General features: G+C 54.9%; 14 protein-coding genes, 1 other RNA gene and 1 pseudogene. 7 read left to right on the top strand and 9 right to left on the bottom strand.

Features of this window, described 5'->3' with window-relative positions:
* The first annotated feature begins 14 nt into the window (after positions 1-14).
* The 7 genes and pseudogenes from JW799_RS30285 to JW799_RS19295 all read left to right on the top strand — a co-directional run bounded on the left by JW799_RS30285 (position 15) and on the right by JW799_RS19295 (position 5,916).
* A pseudogene (locus tag JW799_RS30285) lies at positions 15-589 on the top strand (transposase).
* 623 nt (positions 590-1,212) lie between these two features.
* Positions 1,213-1,473 carry a hypothetical protein gene (locus JW799_RS19315; RefSeq protein WP_139787330.1) on the top strand — a complete coding sequence of 87 codons (261 nt, stop codon included), beginning with the start codon at positions 1,213-1,215 and terminating at the stop codon, positions 1,471-1,473.
* A 98-nt stretch (positions 1,474-1,571) separates the two neighbouring features.
* Positions 1,572-2,174: a DUF6431 domain-containing protein gene (locus JW799_RS30280; RefSeq protein WP_420830679.1), complete on the top strand. Its 603-nt coding sequence runs from the start codon at positions 1,572-1,574 to the stop codon at positions 2,172-2,174.
* A 172-nt stretch (positions 2,175-2,346) separates the two neighbouring features.
* Entirely contained in the window at positions 2,347-3,729 is a 1,383-nt protein-coding gene (locus tag JW799_RS19310) for a DDE-type integrase/transposase/recombinase (protein WP_205431237.1), read from the top strand.
* Positions 3,726-4,529 carry an ExeA family protein gene (locus JW799_RS19305; RefSeq protein WP_080832318.1) on the top strand — a complete coding sequence of 268 codons (804 nt, stop codon included), beginning with the start codon at positions 3,726-3,728 and terminating at the stop codon, positions 4,527-4,529. The genes JW799_RS19310 and JW799_RS19305 overlap by 4 nt, the downstream gene beginning before the upstream one ends.
* A 3-nt stretch (positions 4,530-4,532) precedes the next feature.
* Positions 4,533-4,763 (top strand): DUF5348 domain-containing protein, encoded by a 231-nt coding sequence (locus JW799_RS30275; protein WP_080832308.1) that lies wholly within the window; start codon positions 4,533-4,535, stop codon positions 4,761-4,763.
* A gap of 673 nt (positions 4,764-5,436) precedes the next feature.
* Complete coding sequence (locus tag JW799_RS19295; RefSeq protein ID WP_080840511.1) at positions 5,437-5,916, top strand: disulfide oxidoreductase; 480 nt, start codon at positions 5,437-5,439, stop codon at positions 5,914-5,916.
* 493 nt (positions 5,917-6,409) lie between these two features.
* On the opposite strand, the gene rnpB is transcribed toward JW799_RS19295, so the two are convergent.
* From rnpB to JW799_RS19255, 9 genes are all read right to left on the bottom strand, one after another.
* Positions 6,410-6,820: RNase P RNA component class A (rnpB, locus tag JW799_RS19290), an RNA gene on the bottom strand.
* Between the two features lie 70 nt (positions 6,821-6,890).
* On the bottom strand, positions 6,891-8,006 hold the full coding sequence (locus JW799_RS19285; protein ID WP_205431235.1) for a Nif3-like dinuclear metal center hexameric protein: 1,116 nt from the start codon (positions 8,004-8,006) through the stop codon (positions 6,891-6,893).
* Entirely contained in the window at positions 7,973-8,791 is an 819-nt protein-coding gene (locus JW799_RS19280; protein WP_205431225.1) for a tRNA (adenine(22)-N(1))-methyltransferase, read from the bottom strand. Before JW799_RS19280 ends, JW799_RS19285 begins: the two co-directional genes overlap by 34 nt.
* A 3-nt stretch (positions 8,792-8,794) precedes the next feature.
* A complete protein-coding gene (locus JW799_RS19275) occupies positions 8,795-9,622 on the bottom strand; it encodes a hypothetical protein (protein WP_205431223.1) in 828 nt (275 codons plus the stop codon).
* An 84-nt stretch (positions 9,623-9,706) separates the two neighbouring features.
* Positions 9,707-10,831, bottom strand: coding sequence for an RNA polymerase sigma factor RpoD (gene rpoD, locus JW799_RS19270; protein ID WP_080840515.1), 1,125 nt, complete (start codon positions 10,829-10,831; stop codon positions 9,707-9,709).
* Between the two features lie 30 nt (positions 10,832-10,861).
* Complete coding sequence (gene dnaG, locus JW799_RS19265) at positions 10,862-12,307, bottom strand: DNA primase (RefSeq protein WP_338026300.1); 1,446 nt, start codon at positions 12,305-12,307, stop codon at positions 10,862-10,864.
* Positions 12,223-12,684, bottom strand: a complete 462-nt coding sequence (locus tag JW799_RS29740) for a CHC2 zinc finger domain-containing protein (protein WP_338026299.1) — start codon at positions 12,682-12,684, stop codon at positions 12,223-12,225. The genes dnaG and JW799_RS29740 overlap by 85 nt, the downstream gene beginning before the upstream one ends.
* Before the next feature lie 47 nt (positions 12,685-12,731).
* Positions 12,732-13,202, bottom strand: a complete 471-nt coding sequence (locus JW799_RS19260) for a YaiI/YqxD family protein (RefSeq protein WP_205431222.1) — start codon at positions 13,200-13,202, stop codon at positions 12,732-12,734.
* A 220-nt stretch (positions 13,203-13,422) separates the two neighbouring features.
* The gene (locus JW799_RS19255; RefSeq protein WP_080840518.1) at positions 13,423-14,229 is read right to left on the bottom strand and encodes a pyruvate, water dikinase regulatory protein; all 807 of its coding nucleotides are present in this window, start codon (positions 14,227-14,229) and stop codon (positions 13,423-13,425) included.
* Positions 14,230-14,233 lie beyond the last annotated feature (4 nt).

Here is a 14,233-nt window from a genome sequence, read left to right as displayed (position 1 = left end):
AAGTCTGCTGTGACATGTCTCCGGCGTTTATACGGGGGATTGAGGACTTCTTCCCGAAAGCCGAGATCACGTTTGATAAATTCCACGTCATGAAGCTGGTGAACGAGGCCGTAGACGATGTGCGAATTGCCGAGCAAAAGCAAACGAGGGAACTGAAGCATACCAGTACATTTGGCTGAAGAACGAATCCAACCTGACGGAGGCGCAGCGGGAAACGTTGACGCGATTAAAAGGTACGCACCTGCAAACCGGTCGTGCCTATCGCCTGAAGCTGGCGTTGCAGGATTTCTGGAGCACGCCGCAGATCTTCGCGGATGTGTACCTGCGGGAGTGGATGGGGTGGGCGAATCGGTCCCAGCTAACGCCAATGGTGGATCTGGCGAGAACGATCAAGCGGCACGAGGAAGGCATCTTGCGCTGGTTCCACAGCAAAATGACCAACGGGCTTTTGGAGGGCATCAATGGCCTCGTTCAAGCATCCAAGCGCAAAGCGCGTGGCTACCGCAATGTCGAGAATTTGATCGCCATGGTATACATGACGGCCAATAAGCTTCGTTTGCCTGCACTTGAAGCGCGACGATCACATTAAGACCGGAAACAAAAAAAGAACGGGCACCAGCATGGAGCCACGCATCGCTCGCATCTGTACCAATTCCCTTGTCCAGCAACCAGTCTGCCCATTTGGGCATTTTTTTATGCGGCAACAGAAAGAGAACGCGGAGTGAAGCATCTATACCAATTCCCTTGTCCGATTTTGACCCTACCGCTCTAGCTAAGAGGGCCTCCCCCACCCAATAGCGCGAAGATCCTAGCGCGAAGATCCCTTTATGAGGTCCACAAAGGGATATTTGAAGCGAATCGAAGATGGAATTCAGCCCGTCAGTATCGAGATCACTGTGCATTGACGTGAGCGCGCAGGGGGCAAAAAGACGGCGATCCCACCGTTCCCTGTTGCCGGTCTAGGTCTGCCAGGACACAGCCAATCTGTGTTTCTTTCAACCACTTCGGTATCAGTATTTTCCGTTATCAGCGCATAGCAGCATATCTGGTTTAGCGAATTTTGTTTAATTTTGATTTAAATTGAATAATTGTTTTGTAAATATAGGAATTCAAGTCTATGTTTTGATATTACCATATTTGTTATTATTTTTTTCGGTGATATTATTCCACCAATTACTAAATCCACATTTATTTGTGGGAGGAGGAGTTTTTATGAAAAAGAAGTTTTTAATGTTGTTTGCTGCATTTGCAATGTTTTTAAGTATTTTTCCTGTCTACTCAGAATCTGCATCAGCAGCCTGTGATGATCCTGATTTTACATGGACTATTACTATTGAAAGATTTGGAACTTCAAGGTGTTTCGACGTCCCCAGTGGTTACTGTTCGCCGCCTGACTTTATGGCGGGAAAAAGGCATGAATTCGCCATTCGGTGTGGCGGAGCCAAACCGAATAAACAGCCGACAATAGCCTAATCCCTTCTGTACAATGACGGTGGATTAGGCTATTGTCGATTAAAAAGGAAAATGCTCCCGAACCTTTGGCGAGGATCCCCGGGAGCATTCACTTCATCATGTCAAAAATACTTTATTTCGGCCTTTCTTGCAAGGCTTATTTACGCACATTCGGAAATCAATCTCCTGACGTCCAGCTCTGCTGTGAAAACTGCGGTCGGCTTCTCCATAAACACGGTCGTTATTGGCGAGGAATTGTGACGAAGCATGAGGTCATCCAGATCCCGATCTACCGTCGATATTGTCCTACCTGTAGAATAACAATCTCCCTCCTGCCGGAGTTCCTGATTCCATGGGCCCGGTATGCGACTTGGGTGCGAGAAGCGGCATTAAAGCGCAAGCACAAGGGATTCTCTTGGCGGCAGACGACAGAAAGCACAACAACTCCTGCCGTGCGTTATAGCCGCCGTACGTTGAAACGCTGGTGGGCAAGACATCTGCGCCGCGCAGCGGATGCAGCACTATGGGTTGCTGGGAAACTCGTAGCCCAGGGGGACGACACGGATATGCTCCACCTTTACCCCACCATGATGAACCCAACGCCAATGGATACATTGGATTGGCTGGACAAACTGTTACCCCGATTCATCCCCGCTGGCGCATCCAGACGGGGCTATTGGACGTTTCTAAATGCGAGGTTACCTGTAGCATCACGCTTATAAATCCCTTCAGCATCCACCGCCAAGGAGCAAGGCAAACGAAAATCGCCTCCAAAATTGCTTTAAAAATCGCCTGGACGGCAAGTTGCCCTCCTGATCCCACAAAATATGCGCCCTCCCTGGCTTCTAGCGTCTATGCGATACTCTCATAGACCACAGGGAGAGGAGATTTAGCATGGATGAGCAAGCAAGGCAGCAAGAAGCCAACTTCCGTTATGGCTTAATTGCATCACTGGTTAGCCGCAAATTGGATCCCGGAGAACAGATGGCGTTGATGCGCGAAATTGTAAGCCATGAGTATGAAACGTCGTCGGGACAGCGAAGGAGAATTAGTCTACGAACGCTTGAGCGATATTTAAAAGCGTATCGCGAAGGCGGATGGGAGGCGCTGTTGCCCTCCGTCCGAGCAGACAAACTCACGACCAGGGAAATCCCCGAGGATGTGCTTGCCAAAGCGATTGCCTTAAAGCAGGAGCAACCCGGCCGAAGCGTCAGGCAGATTATTGCGATTCTGGAACTGGCGGCATTCGTGGCCCCCGGCACCCTGAAAGAAAGCACGCTTAGCAAGCAGCTTCGCCGCCGCGGCGTCACGCGCAAAGCGTTACTGAATACGGGGTGGAGCCACTTTCGCCGGTTTGAAGCCACGCACCGAAATAGCATGTGGCAAGGCGATGTGCAGCATACCCTTTACCTTCCGCATCCGGACAAGCCCGGCAAGAAGGTCATGGCCTATCTGGTTATTTTCATTGACGATTACTCTCGCTTCGTTGTGCATGGCCAGTTCTATTTCGAGGAACGTGTGGCCCGGCTGGAGGATTGCCTGAAGAAGGCGATTTTAAAGAACGGAGTGCCGGAAATGATCTATGTCGATAACGGCGCCATCTATTCTTCACACCATTTTGAGCGGATTTGCGGGCGACTGGGGGCAGAGCTTAAGCATACTCGCCCCGGACGTCCTATGGGACGCGGGAAGCAAGAAAAGTTCTTCCGATTTGTCGACCAGAGCTTTGTGCCGGAGGCATACGACCTGATTGAACAAGGGAAGATCCAGACGCTTAACGATTTGAATCGATTCTTCTCGGCGTGGCTTGAGATTGCTTACCACCAGAAAGTCCACAACAGCTTTAAGCAGCGCCCAGTCGACCGATACCAAAAAGACGACCACCCGATTCGCATGTTGCCGCCGCATGAACTCATAGAAGTATTCTTGCTGGAGGAATCCCGCAAAGTGGACAAAACGGGATGCATCTCGCTGCTGGGCACGATATTCGAGGTCCAGACAGAGCTTGCCGGCTCGAAGATTCAGGTGCGATTCGATCCGCACGACCTGTCCGTCATCCAGGTGTGGAAGGACGGCCAGCGCTATGAAGACGCGAAGCCAATGAAGCTCCGCGATCCGAAAAACCGGCCGAAGCAGGATGAACCGAAGGCCGTCATGCAACCGCCGAAGACGGGCCTCAACTATGTGGAATTATTGGTGGAAGAACAGAAACGGCAGACCCGCGAAGCGCAAGGCGCTGCGCTTTCGCGAGCGATGAAAGAGGTGAAACGCTCATGATTCGTGGTTTCTTCGGGTGGGAGCGCGTTCCGTTCACCCGGGAGATTGAAACACGGCATCTGCACCGCTCCAAGCGATTCGAAGAATGTGTAGCACGGATGCAGTATATGGTGATGACTCGCTCGATTGGCTGCGTCACCGGTGAAATTGGCTGCGGCAAGTCGACAGCCGTTCGCTACTTGAAAGACCAACTGGATCCGAACAAGTACCGGTTTATCTATCTGTCGGATGCGAATCTGAAACCAAGGGACTTTTACCGTGAACTCCTCCACCACTTCGGCTTGCCGCCCAAGTTTCTGCGCAGCGAAGCCAAACGGCAATTCCAGCACCTCGTATGGGATTTGTACGAGAACCAGCAGAAGGTCGCCGTTATTGTCGTGGATGAAGCGCACCTGCTTTCAGGAGACATGCTGCAAGAAATACGCTTTTTGACGAATTTTCGTATGGACTCGATTTCGCCGCTTGCCCTGCTGCTCATTGGACAGCCGGAACTACAGGCCACGTTGCAACTGAGAATCTTCAAGCCGATTACACAGCGGATGAACGTGCGTTTTCATTTGGAAGGCTTGTCGCTCGAGGAGTGCCGCGATTACATCTCCCACCAATTGGAGGTTGCCGGAAGTACAGGGCCGGTGTTTACGACAGAAGCGATGGACGCCATATACGCGCATGCTCGGGGGATATGCCGAGAGATAAATAACGTCTGCACCGCTGCGCTTCTGGATGCAGTGCTGCGAAAAGACAAAATGATTGATACCGTCCATGTGACGAGGATCCTAGCTGAATTTAAGGAACAGTGAGGGATGACAAATATGAATGAGATACGATTTCATGGAGATACCGAGCGTTGGAACGTGTACGATGGAGAAGAGTTGCTTTGCTCGCTACGTTGTGGTGATGCCGTGATGATTCAAGTAGGAAAGCACTTCTTGCCATCCAACCTTGAGCTCGATACGGACTGGTACGTGAAGTTTGGAAATTCGAAGTTCTGGCTCCACCGACATGCCAAGTACCGCGTCCGACCGCTGTTCTAACTGCTCTTCGGAGCAGTTTTTTTACGCCGACAAACAAAGGCGAAATATAATTGTCTCCGAAACGGCGGTGAGGAAAGCAAAAAGCCACCGTCATTGGCGGTTCCGAATCTACCGTCAATTAAAGTGGCTGATGACAGGTTACGATCTCCACCTTGTAGTTTCATCAATTAGAGATTCTGATGGTAATTTACTTTTGCCTCCAAATGCAACCGGTTCTGTTCAAGTTTCATTATATAAAGGAACCGACATTAATTTTGCTACACGTATTGGGACATTCAATGCAGATGTAGGCTTTAGTACTGCCAGGGATTTCAATAATTTAAGTGCAGGTTCTTATATATTCGAAGTCGATAATAATACAAGCGTCTCAGTTGTCCAAGTAAATGGTAACGTGTCGTAGGCGAATAGTATTAATTTATTATTTCACTTTATCCTTTTAAATAAACCAAAAACAAACATATAAGTAAATTGTTTCATTCGGACGATAGCTGTTTATTTTTTAAGAATAACTTGTATAAAGCTGCGGAGAAGTTGTACAATTATACTAATAAAATTAATACTTTTTAGGTTATAGTATTTTTTAGGAAATCCAGTGATGATTAAAACATTGAGAAACAACCAATTTTTGAAATTTGCCTATTTTACAATCTGAATACGTTATTAGGACAACATGATGGTACGAGCGAGGAGTGACACTTTCTTGATAGCCTGGATTCGGACGTATAGCCTTTATCTTGCATGGGTCGTGTCGCTGGTCGCGACGGGAGGCAGCCTTTTTCTTAGCGAAGTGATGCGCTATATTCCATGCAGTCTGTGCTGGTACCAGCGGATCTTTATGTACCCGCTCGTCATCCTGCTCGGCCGCGCGGCGATCCGCGACGACCGGCGCATGATCGGCTACGCCCTTCCGCTGGCCGTTATCGGCGGCTGCATTTCGCTGTACCACTACGCAGAACAGAAAATTCCGGGCCTGGCCCAAATGCTTCCCTGCTCGAGCGGCGTGCCCTGCGATAAAGATTATTTGGACTGGTTCGGCGTCATCACCATTCCGCTTCTCGCGCTGATCGCGTTCATCCTGATCATCGTCGCGCTCTCCCTCGGAAAAAAAGCGGCGGCCGATGCCGCCGACGAAGAAGACGAAATCGAGGATTAAGATCCCGATTCGAACCGTTCCCCCGTTGCGTGCGATAGCGCATGCCGGGGGAACGGTTTTTTCGGCTGGCTAGGCCGCAGAACGATAAAGGCATGCTACCGGCGGGTCGAGATGAGCAACTGCGACCCAACCGGATCGTGTAAGTACGTTCGAAGGCGGCGAGATGAGTAATATTTACTCAATTCGCTCCGGCCAAGCAGGTTTAACCGATTCAAATGCGTAATATTTACTCAACTCGCTCCGGCCAAGCAGGTTTAAACGGTTCAAATGCGTAATATTTACTCAATTCGCTCCGGCCAAGCAGGTTTAACCGATTCAGATGCGTAATATTTACTCAACTCGCTCCGGCCATATAGGGTTAACCGGCTCAGGATCATCGGAGACGGTTTAGAAAATGTCCGCGAAACTTATACTTGCTGAAACGTTAAAAAAGCCGATGCACGCGGGTATCTCTACCTCGCCGCATCGGCTTTCGCAAATTGAATGGTTGGGATCGGAAAGCTTGCCGTAAGCCGGGTTCTGTACTTCCGGTGGTGCGACGGACCTTGCGATCCTCCCACGTGTGGAAGCGACAATCATCTTTCTAGGCCGTACGTTGCCGCACGGCTCAAGCGACCAACCCGAACGCGCCCCGGGCAAGGGCTGCGGCCTCGAAAGCCGCCGCGTTCCTCTTCGGTCTTGCTCCAGATGGGGTTTACCAGGGGCAAAGTCGCCAGTGCCCCTCGTGGTCTCTTACACCACGGTTCCACCCTTGCCTGTGCCGCGCAAGGCGGCCATCGGCGGTCCGTTTCTGTGGCACTATCCTTCGGCTCGCGCCGACTGGACGTTATCCAGCATCCTGCCCTATGGAGCCCGGACTTTCCTCTCGCGGCCTTAAGCCGCCAGCGATTGTCTGTCAAACTTTCCGATTCGTTACACCAGTATACCGCGAATCGGCTTCCGGCACAACGGCAATCCTTGGCCGAAAAGCCAATTCACTTGAGCTTGAACGGCTCCGTATTCACCTCGGAAGCGAATACCTCTGTCGCATATCCCTTTTCGGCGAGCCGCTGCCGCAGCCATTCCGCCGTTTTCGGCTTCATGATTTTTTCCGCGTTATGCCCCGGATCGATCAGCATGAGCCCCATCGCGTCGGCGTCGTGCGCCGTGTGGTAGTCGATGTCTCCCGTGACGAGCACGTCGGCGCCGGCGAATTTGGCATGGCGAATGTAACGGGAACCGGATCCGCCCAGCACCGCCACCTTGCGAACGAAGCGCGAGCCGTCGCCGACCGTGCGGACGAAAGGGACGTCGAAGGCGCGCTTGACCCGTTCCGCGAATTCGTCCAACGTTTCCGGCCGCGCCAGCGTCCCGACTCTCCCGAGGCCGAACGCGCGGCCCTTCAAGTCCATCGGATATACGTCGTAAGCGACTTCTTCGTAGGGATGAGCCTTCAGCATCGCCTGCGTCACCGCTTTCAGCGCGCTTTGCGGCACGACCGTTTCGATGCGCGTCTCGGCTACGGCTTCGAGCTTGCCCTGCTTGCCGATAAAAGGATCCGCGCCTTCGCCGGGCAGAAACGTCCCCGTGCCTTCGATGTTGAAGCTGCAATGGCTGTATTTGCCGATTGCGCCGGCTCCGGCGGCGAACATCGCCGACCGGACCGCCTCCTGATGCTCCCGCGGCACGAATACGGCCAGCTTGAACAGCTTGTCGGTATGGACCTCTTCCAGCACTCCGCGAACCTCGAGTCCGAGCGCTTCCGCCATCCAATCGTTCATGCCGCCTTCGGCCGTATCCAGATTCGTATGCGCCACGTACACCGCAATGTCGCCGCGCAGCAAAGACGCCGCCAGCGCTCCCTCGGGCGTATCCGTCCGAAGCGTCTTGAGCGGCCGGTAAATCAGCGCATGGTGCGCGATAATCAGCTCGGCCCCGATCGCCGCCGCCTCCTCCGCCACGGCTTGCGTAACGTCGAGCGCGACGAGCACGCGACGGACTTCTTTTTGCAAGGTTCCGACCTGAAGGCCGATGCGGTCGTCCGGAACCGCGTAAGCTTTCGGCGCGAGCTTTTCCATCAATTGGATAACCGTTTCTCCGCGGGCAAACATGCGAGCACCTCCCGATAAAGCGTTGTCGTTCGTTCCCATTCCTTTGCCTTCTCCGCCGTTTCCGGAGCTTCGGACAGCCGTAGTTGTTCCAGAATCCGGTCGCGCTTCGCGATTTCGCCGCTCCACTTGCGCCGGAACAGCTCGCCGCCCTCCCGCAGCAGCAGCGGCCCCATCGCATACGCAATGTCCGGCGGCAATTCGAACCGCTCGCCCTTTGACGCGAAGGAGACCGACAGGCCGTACAGCTCGGCGTTCCGCCGCTCCGCATCCGCGCCGTCGCCCGCCCGTTTTGCGCGAAGAAGCGTGTAGATTTCCCCGTCTTCCTCCAGCAGCTCTTCGATGTCGAGCACAAAACCGCGCTCCCGCAGCCATCGGCGCACCTGATCCTCCGCGACGTGCGGCGACAGCACAAGCGTATCGACTCCGTCCAGGCGGCTTCCGGCCGCTTCCAGGATGCGCACGATCAGGCTGCCTCCCATGCCGGCGATGCAGACGGCATCGACCTCCCCGGGATCGAGCACGGACATTCCGTCCCCCATGCGCACCGATATCGCCCCGTCCAGGCCCGCCTCCGCCACCTGGCGCCTTGCGGCCTCCACCGGTCCGGCATGGACGTCGCCGGCCACGGCGAAAGAAATTTTGCCGGTTGCCGCCAAAAAAACGGGCAGCAGCGCATGATCGGTGCCGATATCGGCCAGGCGGGCGCCTTCGGGCACCAAATCGGCCAGCGCGGCAAGACGTGCGGACAATTTAACGCCCGCGTTTTTCATTTGTTCGTTCGGCATCGATTATGCAACCCATTCCATCCACTGTTTTTTCCATTTGTAAAGACAAATGCCCGCGATCGCGATCTTCGCGACAATTTCGATTTGGATCCACTGCGAATCGACGCCGTACAGCGCCGAATACACTTCCGGCATAAACCACAGCACGAGCGCCGTCGCGAACAATACCGTTCCCGTGGAACGGATTTTTACGCTGACGAACCAGCTCAGCCAAAAAAACAAAAACGCGGCCGGCAGCCAAAACGCCTGGACTTGAATCCACGACGGGTCGGAAATTTGGCGGGCCAGCAGCCAGGCGTACAGGACGACGACCGCCATCCAGCCGCACCACTGCATCATGCCGAACCGGAGCGCGACGCCGCAAACGATCCAGGACAGGGCGCAGACGATCAGCAGAAGCAAAGGTCCGGCTCCGGTCGTCCAGCCGTGAAGCTGCAAAATCGCCGCTCCCCCTCCGATCATAAGCAGCATACCGGAACCAAGCAACAGAAAGCAACGATACGGCAGCTTCTCCCGCCAGCGGACTCCCCCCGCCGTAAGTCCGGCCGAAGCGACGGCGACGAGACCGATTTGCAATGGCAGCGGAAACGCGCTAAAATAAAACACAATCAAGCAAATCAAGGCAAATATTCCAAATACAAGTAGCCACTGTTTGCTCGTCGCCTGCCCGATTTTCCGGACCGCTTCGCCGGCGAAGCTTTTCGGCCGATTCGCCAAATCATCCAAATACAGATTTTGCAGGAAATCGCAATACTGTTCCGGGAGCAGCTTCGTTCTTCGCCAGGATTCAATTTCTTTTACGATCAGCTTCTTTTTCTCGTCATCCGACACAGGCATTGGCTCCTTTCCGTGCAAAAAGACCTCCAACCGTCTCGGCAGAAGGTCTCCCTAAACAGGCTCAATACCTGTATCGGCTTATTCCAGGAAATCTTTTAGCCGTTTGCTCCGGCTCGGATGACGCAGCTTGCGCAGCGCCTTGGCTTCGATTTGGCGAATCCGCTCGCGGGTGACGCCGAACACCTTGCCGACTTCCTCAAGCGTCCGGGTACGGCCGTCATCCAGTCCGAACCGCAGCCTCAGCACGTTTTCTTCCCGTTCGGTCAACGTGTCCAGCACGTCTTCCAACTGCTCCTTCAGCAATTCGTAAGCGGCGGCGTCCGCCGGCGCGAGCGCCTCCTGGTCTTCGATGAAATCGCCCAGGTGGGAATCGTCCTCTTCGCCGATCGGCGTTTCGAGCGAAACCGGCTCTTGCGCGATTTTCATAATTTCTCGCACTTTGTCCACGCTCAGATCCATCTGCTCCGCGATTTCTTCCGGCGTCGGCTCGCGGCCGAGCTCTTGAAGCAGCTGACGCGATACGCGGATCAGCTTGTTGATCGTTTCGACCATATGCACCGGAATCCGGATCGTCCGTGCCTGGTCGGCGATCGCCCGGGTAATGGCCTGGCGAATCCACCACGTCGCGTACGTGCTGAATTTATAGCCTTTCGTATGGTCGAATTTCTCGACGGCCTTCAGCAGGCCCATGTTGCCCTCCTGAATCAAATCGAGAAACAGCATGCCTCGTCCGACATAACGTTTCGCAATGCTGACGACAAGACGGAGATTGGCTTCCGCCAGTCTCTTTTTCGCTTCTTCTCCGTCGAAGCCGCCGATTTCGATTTTTTTGGCCAATTCGACTTCATCGTCCGCGCCAAGCAGCGGAACTCGTCCGATCTCCTTCAAATACATCCGGACAGGGTCGTTGATTTTGATGCCGGGCGGAAGCGACAGGTCGTCGTCGAAGTTGAAATCGTCGTGGCCTTCCTCGTCGCTGCCGCGGCCGATTTCGTCGTGATCGTTCGCGACCTCGATGCCGAGATCGGCCAGCTGCTCGAAAAATTCGTCGATTTGATCGGCATCCTGATCGAAAGGAGATAGCTTCTCCATAATGTCCTTATAGGTCAAAGAGCCTTTCTTTTTGCCCTGTTCGAGCATCTGGGCTTTTACCTGCTCCAGTGTCGCTTCCGTTTCCAACCCGGTGTGTTGATCGTTCGCCATTACCGACTCCCTCCTCCCCGGATAAAAGCATCAAGCATCCTTGCGCTGTTTCTCCAGGGCGATAATCTCTGTTCCAATTTGTACGGCAAGCATGATGTCTCCGGCCCGCTCCGCTCGAAGCATCTCTTCTTTTTTTTGTTCGATTTCGCGGGCAAGCGCGGCCTGACCGATCGTACGGATACAATCTTCCATAGCCCTTTCGTCGAAAGGGTATTCCTCTAGCGCGATGGCGCTGGCCGTGCGCTCAAGGCGGTCGTCTTGCAAAAAAGCGGTAAACCGGCTGACATCGGGATCGTTGCCTTGCGCGTAATAAGCATATAAGAAAGCAGCAATGGCTGCGTGATCCTCTATATGAAAGCCGTCCCCTAGCCGATCGCGGACGGCAAGCGCCGCTTCTCCGTCCTGCATCATCCAGGAGAGCAGCTGACGTTCCGCCCGCACGTAAGCGGGAGCGAGCGCAGGATGCCGGGATGAAGTTCGCTTTTCATTCCATACATTATTCCACGATCCGTCCGGAATATCCCCAGCCGTTCCCATTTTCTCCTGGCGGCGGATTTCGGCGACCTCCTGTTTCAGCGTGTCGAGCGATACGTCGAACTCCTGGGCCAGCTCTTTCAGGACCAATTCCCGCTCCGTAGGCGAAGGCTGACCGGCAACGAGGCGGGCGGCATCCCGCAAATACCGTATCCTTCCATCTTCTTCTAGGAGTATATGGGATTTCCTTAAATAGATGAGTTGAAATTTGATCGTCGATACGGCGCCTTCGATGATTTCCCGGACAAACACTTCCGGTCCCTTCTCCGTGATGAATTCATCCGGATCCATGCGTCCCGGCAGGAGCCCGACCCTCACGGAAAGTCCCGCGGCCTCCAGCAAAGGAATGCTCTTGTAGGCGGCGGCTTGTCCGGCGTCGTCGCCGTCGTAGCAAACGATCGCTTCGTCCGCAAAACGCCGCAGAAGCGCGGCATGCTCGGCGGTCAGCGCCGTGCCCATCGTGGCCACGCCGTTGGTCACCCCGGCCTGCCATGCCTTGATGCAATCCACGTACCCTTCGAACAAAACGACCTGACGCGTTTTGCGAATGGCGCTCCGGGCTTCGTGCAGCCTGTACAGCGTGCGGCTCTTGTTGAACAGCGTCGTCTCGGGCGAGTTCAAATATTTCGGCTGGCCGTCCGACATCAGCCTTCCCGCGAACGCCGCGAAATTTCCGTCGCCGCCGCGAATCGGAAACATGATGCGGTCCCGGAACCGGTCGACGTACCCTTCGCCCTCCTGACGCCTGGACAGAAGACCGCCGCGTTCCATGTCGGAAAGCGAGAAGCCTTTCTTCTCCAGCGCCTGGGACAGCGTGTCCCATCTCGGCGGTGCGTAGCCGATGCCGAATTCCTCGATCAGCTTGTCATGGATTCCCCGCGAGCGCAAATAGTCCATGGCCGGCTTTCCCGCTTGCGTGTTGCGAAGCACGTAGTGGTACAATTTGGCGGCGTAGGCGTGCGCTTCGTGGAGAACCTCCTTTTCCCGCTGGCGGGGGAGGACTCGTCCCGATGCGGGGACCAGGTGACCGGCACCCCGGCTTCCTCGGCCATTCGTTTGACGGCTTCAGGGAACGTTTCGTTTTCCATTTCCATCATGAACTTGATGACGTTGCCGCTCTTCCCGCAGCCGTAACAATGGAAAATCTGCTTTTCCGGCGTAACCGTAAACGAAGGCGTCTTTTCGGAATGAAACGGACACAGCCCGACCAGATACTTGCCTCTTTTGGACAAATGAACGTAACGCCCGACCGTTTCCCCAATCTCGAATCGCTTCAATACTTCGTCGATCGCCTGCTGCGGGATCATGCCGTTGTTCATCTTGCGTCCACCTTCTTTTAGTGCGAGCCGATCTATTATCCTATTCGCTAACGTTCCTTGTTCTCCTGCCTTCCCAGCAGGAGCTGTGTCAGTTTTTGTTGGAATCTGACGCGATCCTCGTTGGTAAAAGGTTTGGGTCCCTTGGTGCGCAAGCCTCCTCGTCGCAATCTGGCCGACTCGTGCCGCTGCGCCAGCAGCCCGTCGATGTCGGCTTCCGTGATCCGGCGCCCCCGGGGCGTCAGCACGGCCGAGCCTTTGGCAATTCCCAATGCGGCCAATCCGTAGTCGCTCGTGACCAGCACATCGGAAGGCTTCAGCGCGTTCGCGATGTACAGGTCTGCGGATTGCGGACCGGCATCGACCGTTACCACCTCGACGCCGGCTTCCGGCACCAGAACGTGGGCGTTGGAACTAACGAGCAACGCCGTCGCCCCGCATTGCCGCACGGTTTGACCGATTTCCGTCTTGACGGGACAAGCGTCTCCGTCCACCACCACCCGATTTCGAATCGGGAGCATCCGACACCACCGCTCATCCACCCAAAGTTTGCCGTAATATTATATACGTCAAAAGGGTTCAAAATCCTGCCTTTGGCTCATTAAATTTTAAGATAATAAACCTTATGGCCGAAGATGTCAATAGTTTGCTTCGCTTTGCGTGTCGACAATTCGTAAAAAATTCCGCTTGCCGTCAAAACGTCCGGCAACCAGCTTTGCGGAAAGCTGGTTGCCGGAAGCGCTATTCGTTATTGAAATGCTCCAAAATGAGGCTTGCCGTCTCTTCGACCGCCTTGTTGGAAACGTCGATGACGACGCAGCCGATCCGTTTCATGATGCCGTCCGCGAACTTCAGCTCCTGCTCGATCCGCTCGGTCGTCGCGTAGGAAGCGGAATCCGGAAGACCGAGCGCTTTCAGGCGCTCTTTGCGGATGGCGTTCAAGGCGTCCGTCCGAATCGTGAGGCCGATCACTTTGCGCGGGTCCACCTGAAACAATTCCTTCGGCGGCGCTAGCTCGGGCACGAGCGGAACGTTGGCCACCTTGAACGTCTTGTGGGCCAGCACCATCGACAGCGGCGTCTTGGACGTCCGGGAAACGCCGGTCAGCACGATATCGGCTTTGCCGATGCCGGTCACGTCTCTCGCGTCGTCGTAACGGACCGCGAATTCGACGGCTTCGACCTTGCGGAAGTAACCGGCGTCGAGCAAGTGGTTAAGCCCGGGCTCGTGGCGGGACGGACGGCCGAACCGCTGCTCCATGTAATCGATCAGCGGACCGAGCAGGTCGACCGCGGGGATGCCTCGCGCCGCGGCCCGCTTCGCCATATGCTCCCTGAATTGCGGAATGACGAGCGTGTACAGCACGATGCCGTCGTTTTGCGCCATGTCGAGCACCATATCGATGGCCTCGATCGTCTGGATAAAGCCGATCCGGCGAATTTGCACCTGCAGCGGATGAAACTGCGCGGCCGCCGCCCGCACCGCTTGCTCTCCGGTGTCCCCGGCCGAATCGGAAGCGACGAATACGGTTACGCTGCTTGAAGCCATCCCC

This window comes from Cohnella algarum (assembly GCF_016937515.1).
GTDB classification, from domain to species: domain Bacteria; phylum Bacillota; class Bacilli; order Paenibacillales; family Paenibacillaceae; genus Cohnella; species Cohnella algarum.
This window is presented reverse-complemented; position numbering and strand designations above follow the sequence as displayed.

Bases quoted from the DNA above. Each gene is read 5' to 3' on its own strand.
- JW799_RS19310 (WP_205431237.1), top strand. From the start codon at position 2,347: ATGGATGAGCAAGCAAGGCAGCAAGAAGCCAACTTCCGTTATGGCTTA.
- JW799_RS30275 (WP_080832308.1), top strand. From the start codon at position 4,533: ATGACAAATATGAATGAGATACGATTTCATGGAGATACCGAGCGTTGG.
- JW799_RS19285 (WP_205431235.1), bottom strand. From the start codon at position 8,006: ATGTTTGCCCGCGGAGAAACGGTTATCCAATTGATGGAAAAGCTCGCG.
- JW799_RS19260 (WP_205431222.1), bottom strand. From the start codon at position 13,202: ATGCTCCCGATTCGAAATCGGGTGGTGGTGGACGGAGACGCTTGTCCC.
- JW799_RS19280 (WP_205431225.1), bottom strand. From the start codon at position 8,791: ATGCCGAACGAACAAATGAAAAACGCGGGCGTTAAATTGTCCGCACGT.
- JW799_RS19295 (WP_080840511.1), top strand. From the start codon at position 5,437: ATGGTACGAGCGAGGAGTGACACTTTCTTGATAGCCTGGATTCGGACG.
- JW799_RS19305 (WP_080832318.1), top strand. From the start codon at position 3,726: ATGATTCGTGGTTTCTTCGGGTGGGAGCGCGTTCCGTTCACCCGGGAG.
- JW799_RS29740 (WP_338026299.1), bottom strand. From the start codon at position 12,684: ATGAACAACGGCATGATCCCGCAGCAGGCGATCGACGAAGTATTGAAG.
- JW799_RS30280 (WP_420830679.1), top strand. From the start codon at position 1,572: ATGTCAAAAATACTTTATTTCGGCCTTTCTTGCAAGGCTTATTTACGC.
- JW799_RS19315 (WP_139787330.1), top strand. From the start codon at position 1,213: ATGAAAAAGAAGTTTTTAATGTTGTTTGCTGCATTTGCAATGTTTTTA.
- rpoD (WP_080840515.1), bottom strand. From the start codon at position 10,831: ATGGCGAACGATCAACACACCGGGTTGGAAACGGAAGCGACACTGGAG.
- JW799_RS19255 (WP_080840518.1), bottom strand. From the start codon at position 14,229: ATGGCTTCAAGCAGCGTAACCGTATTCGTCGCTTCCGATTCGGCCGGG.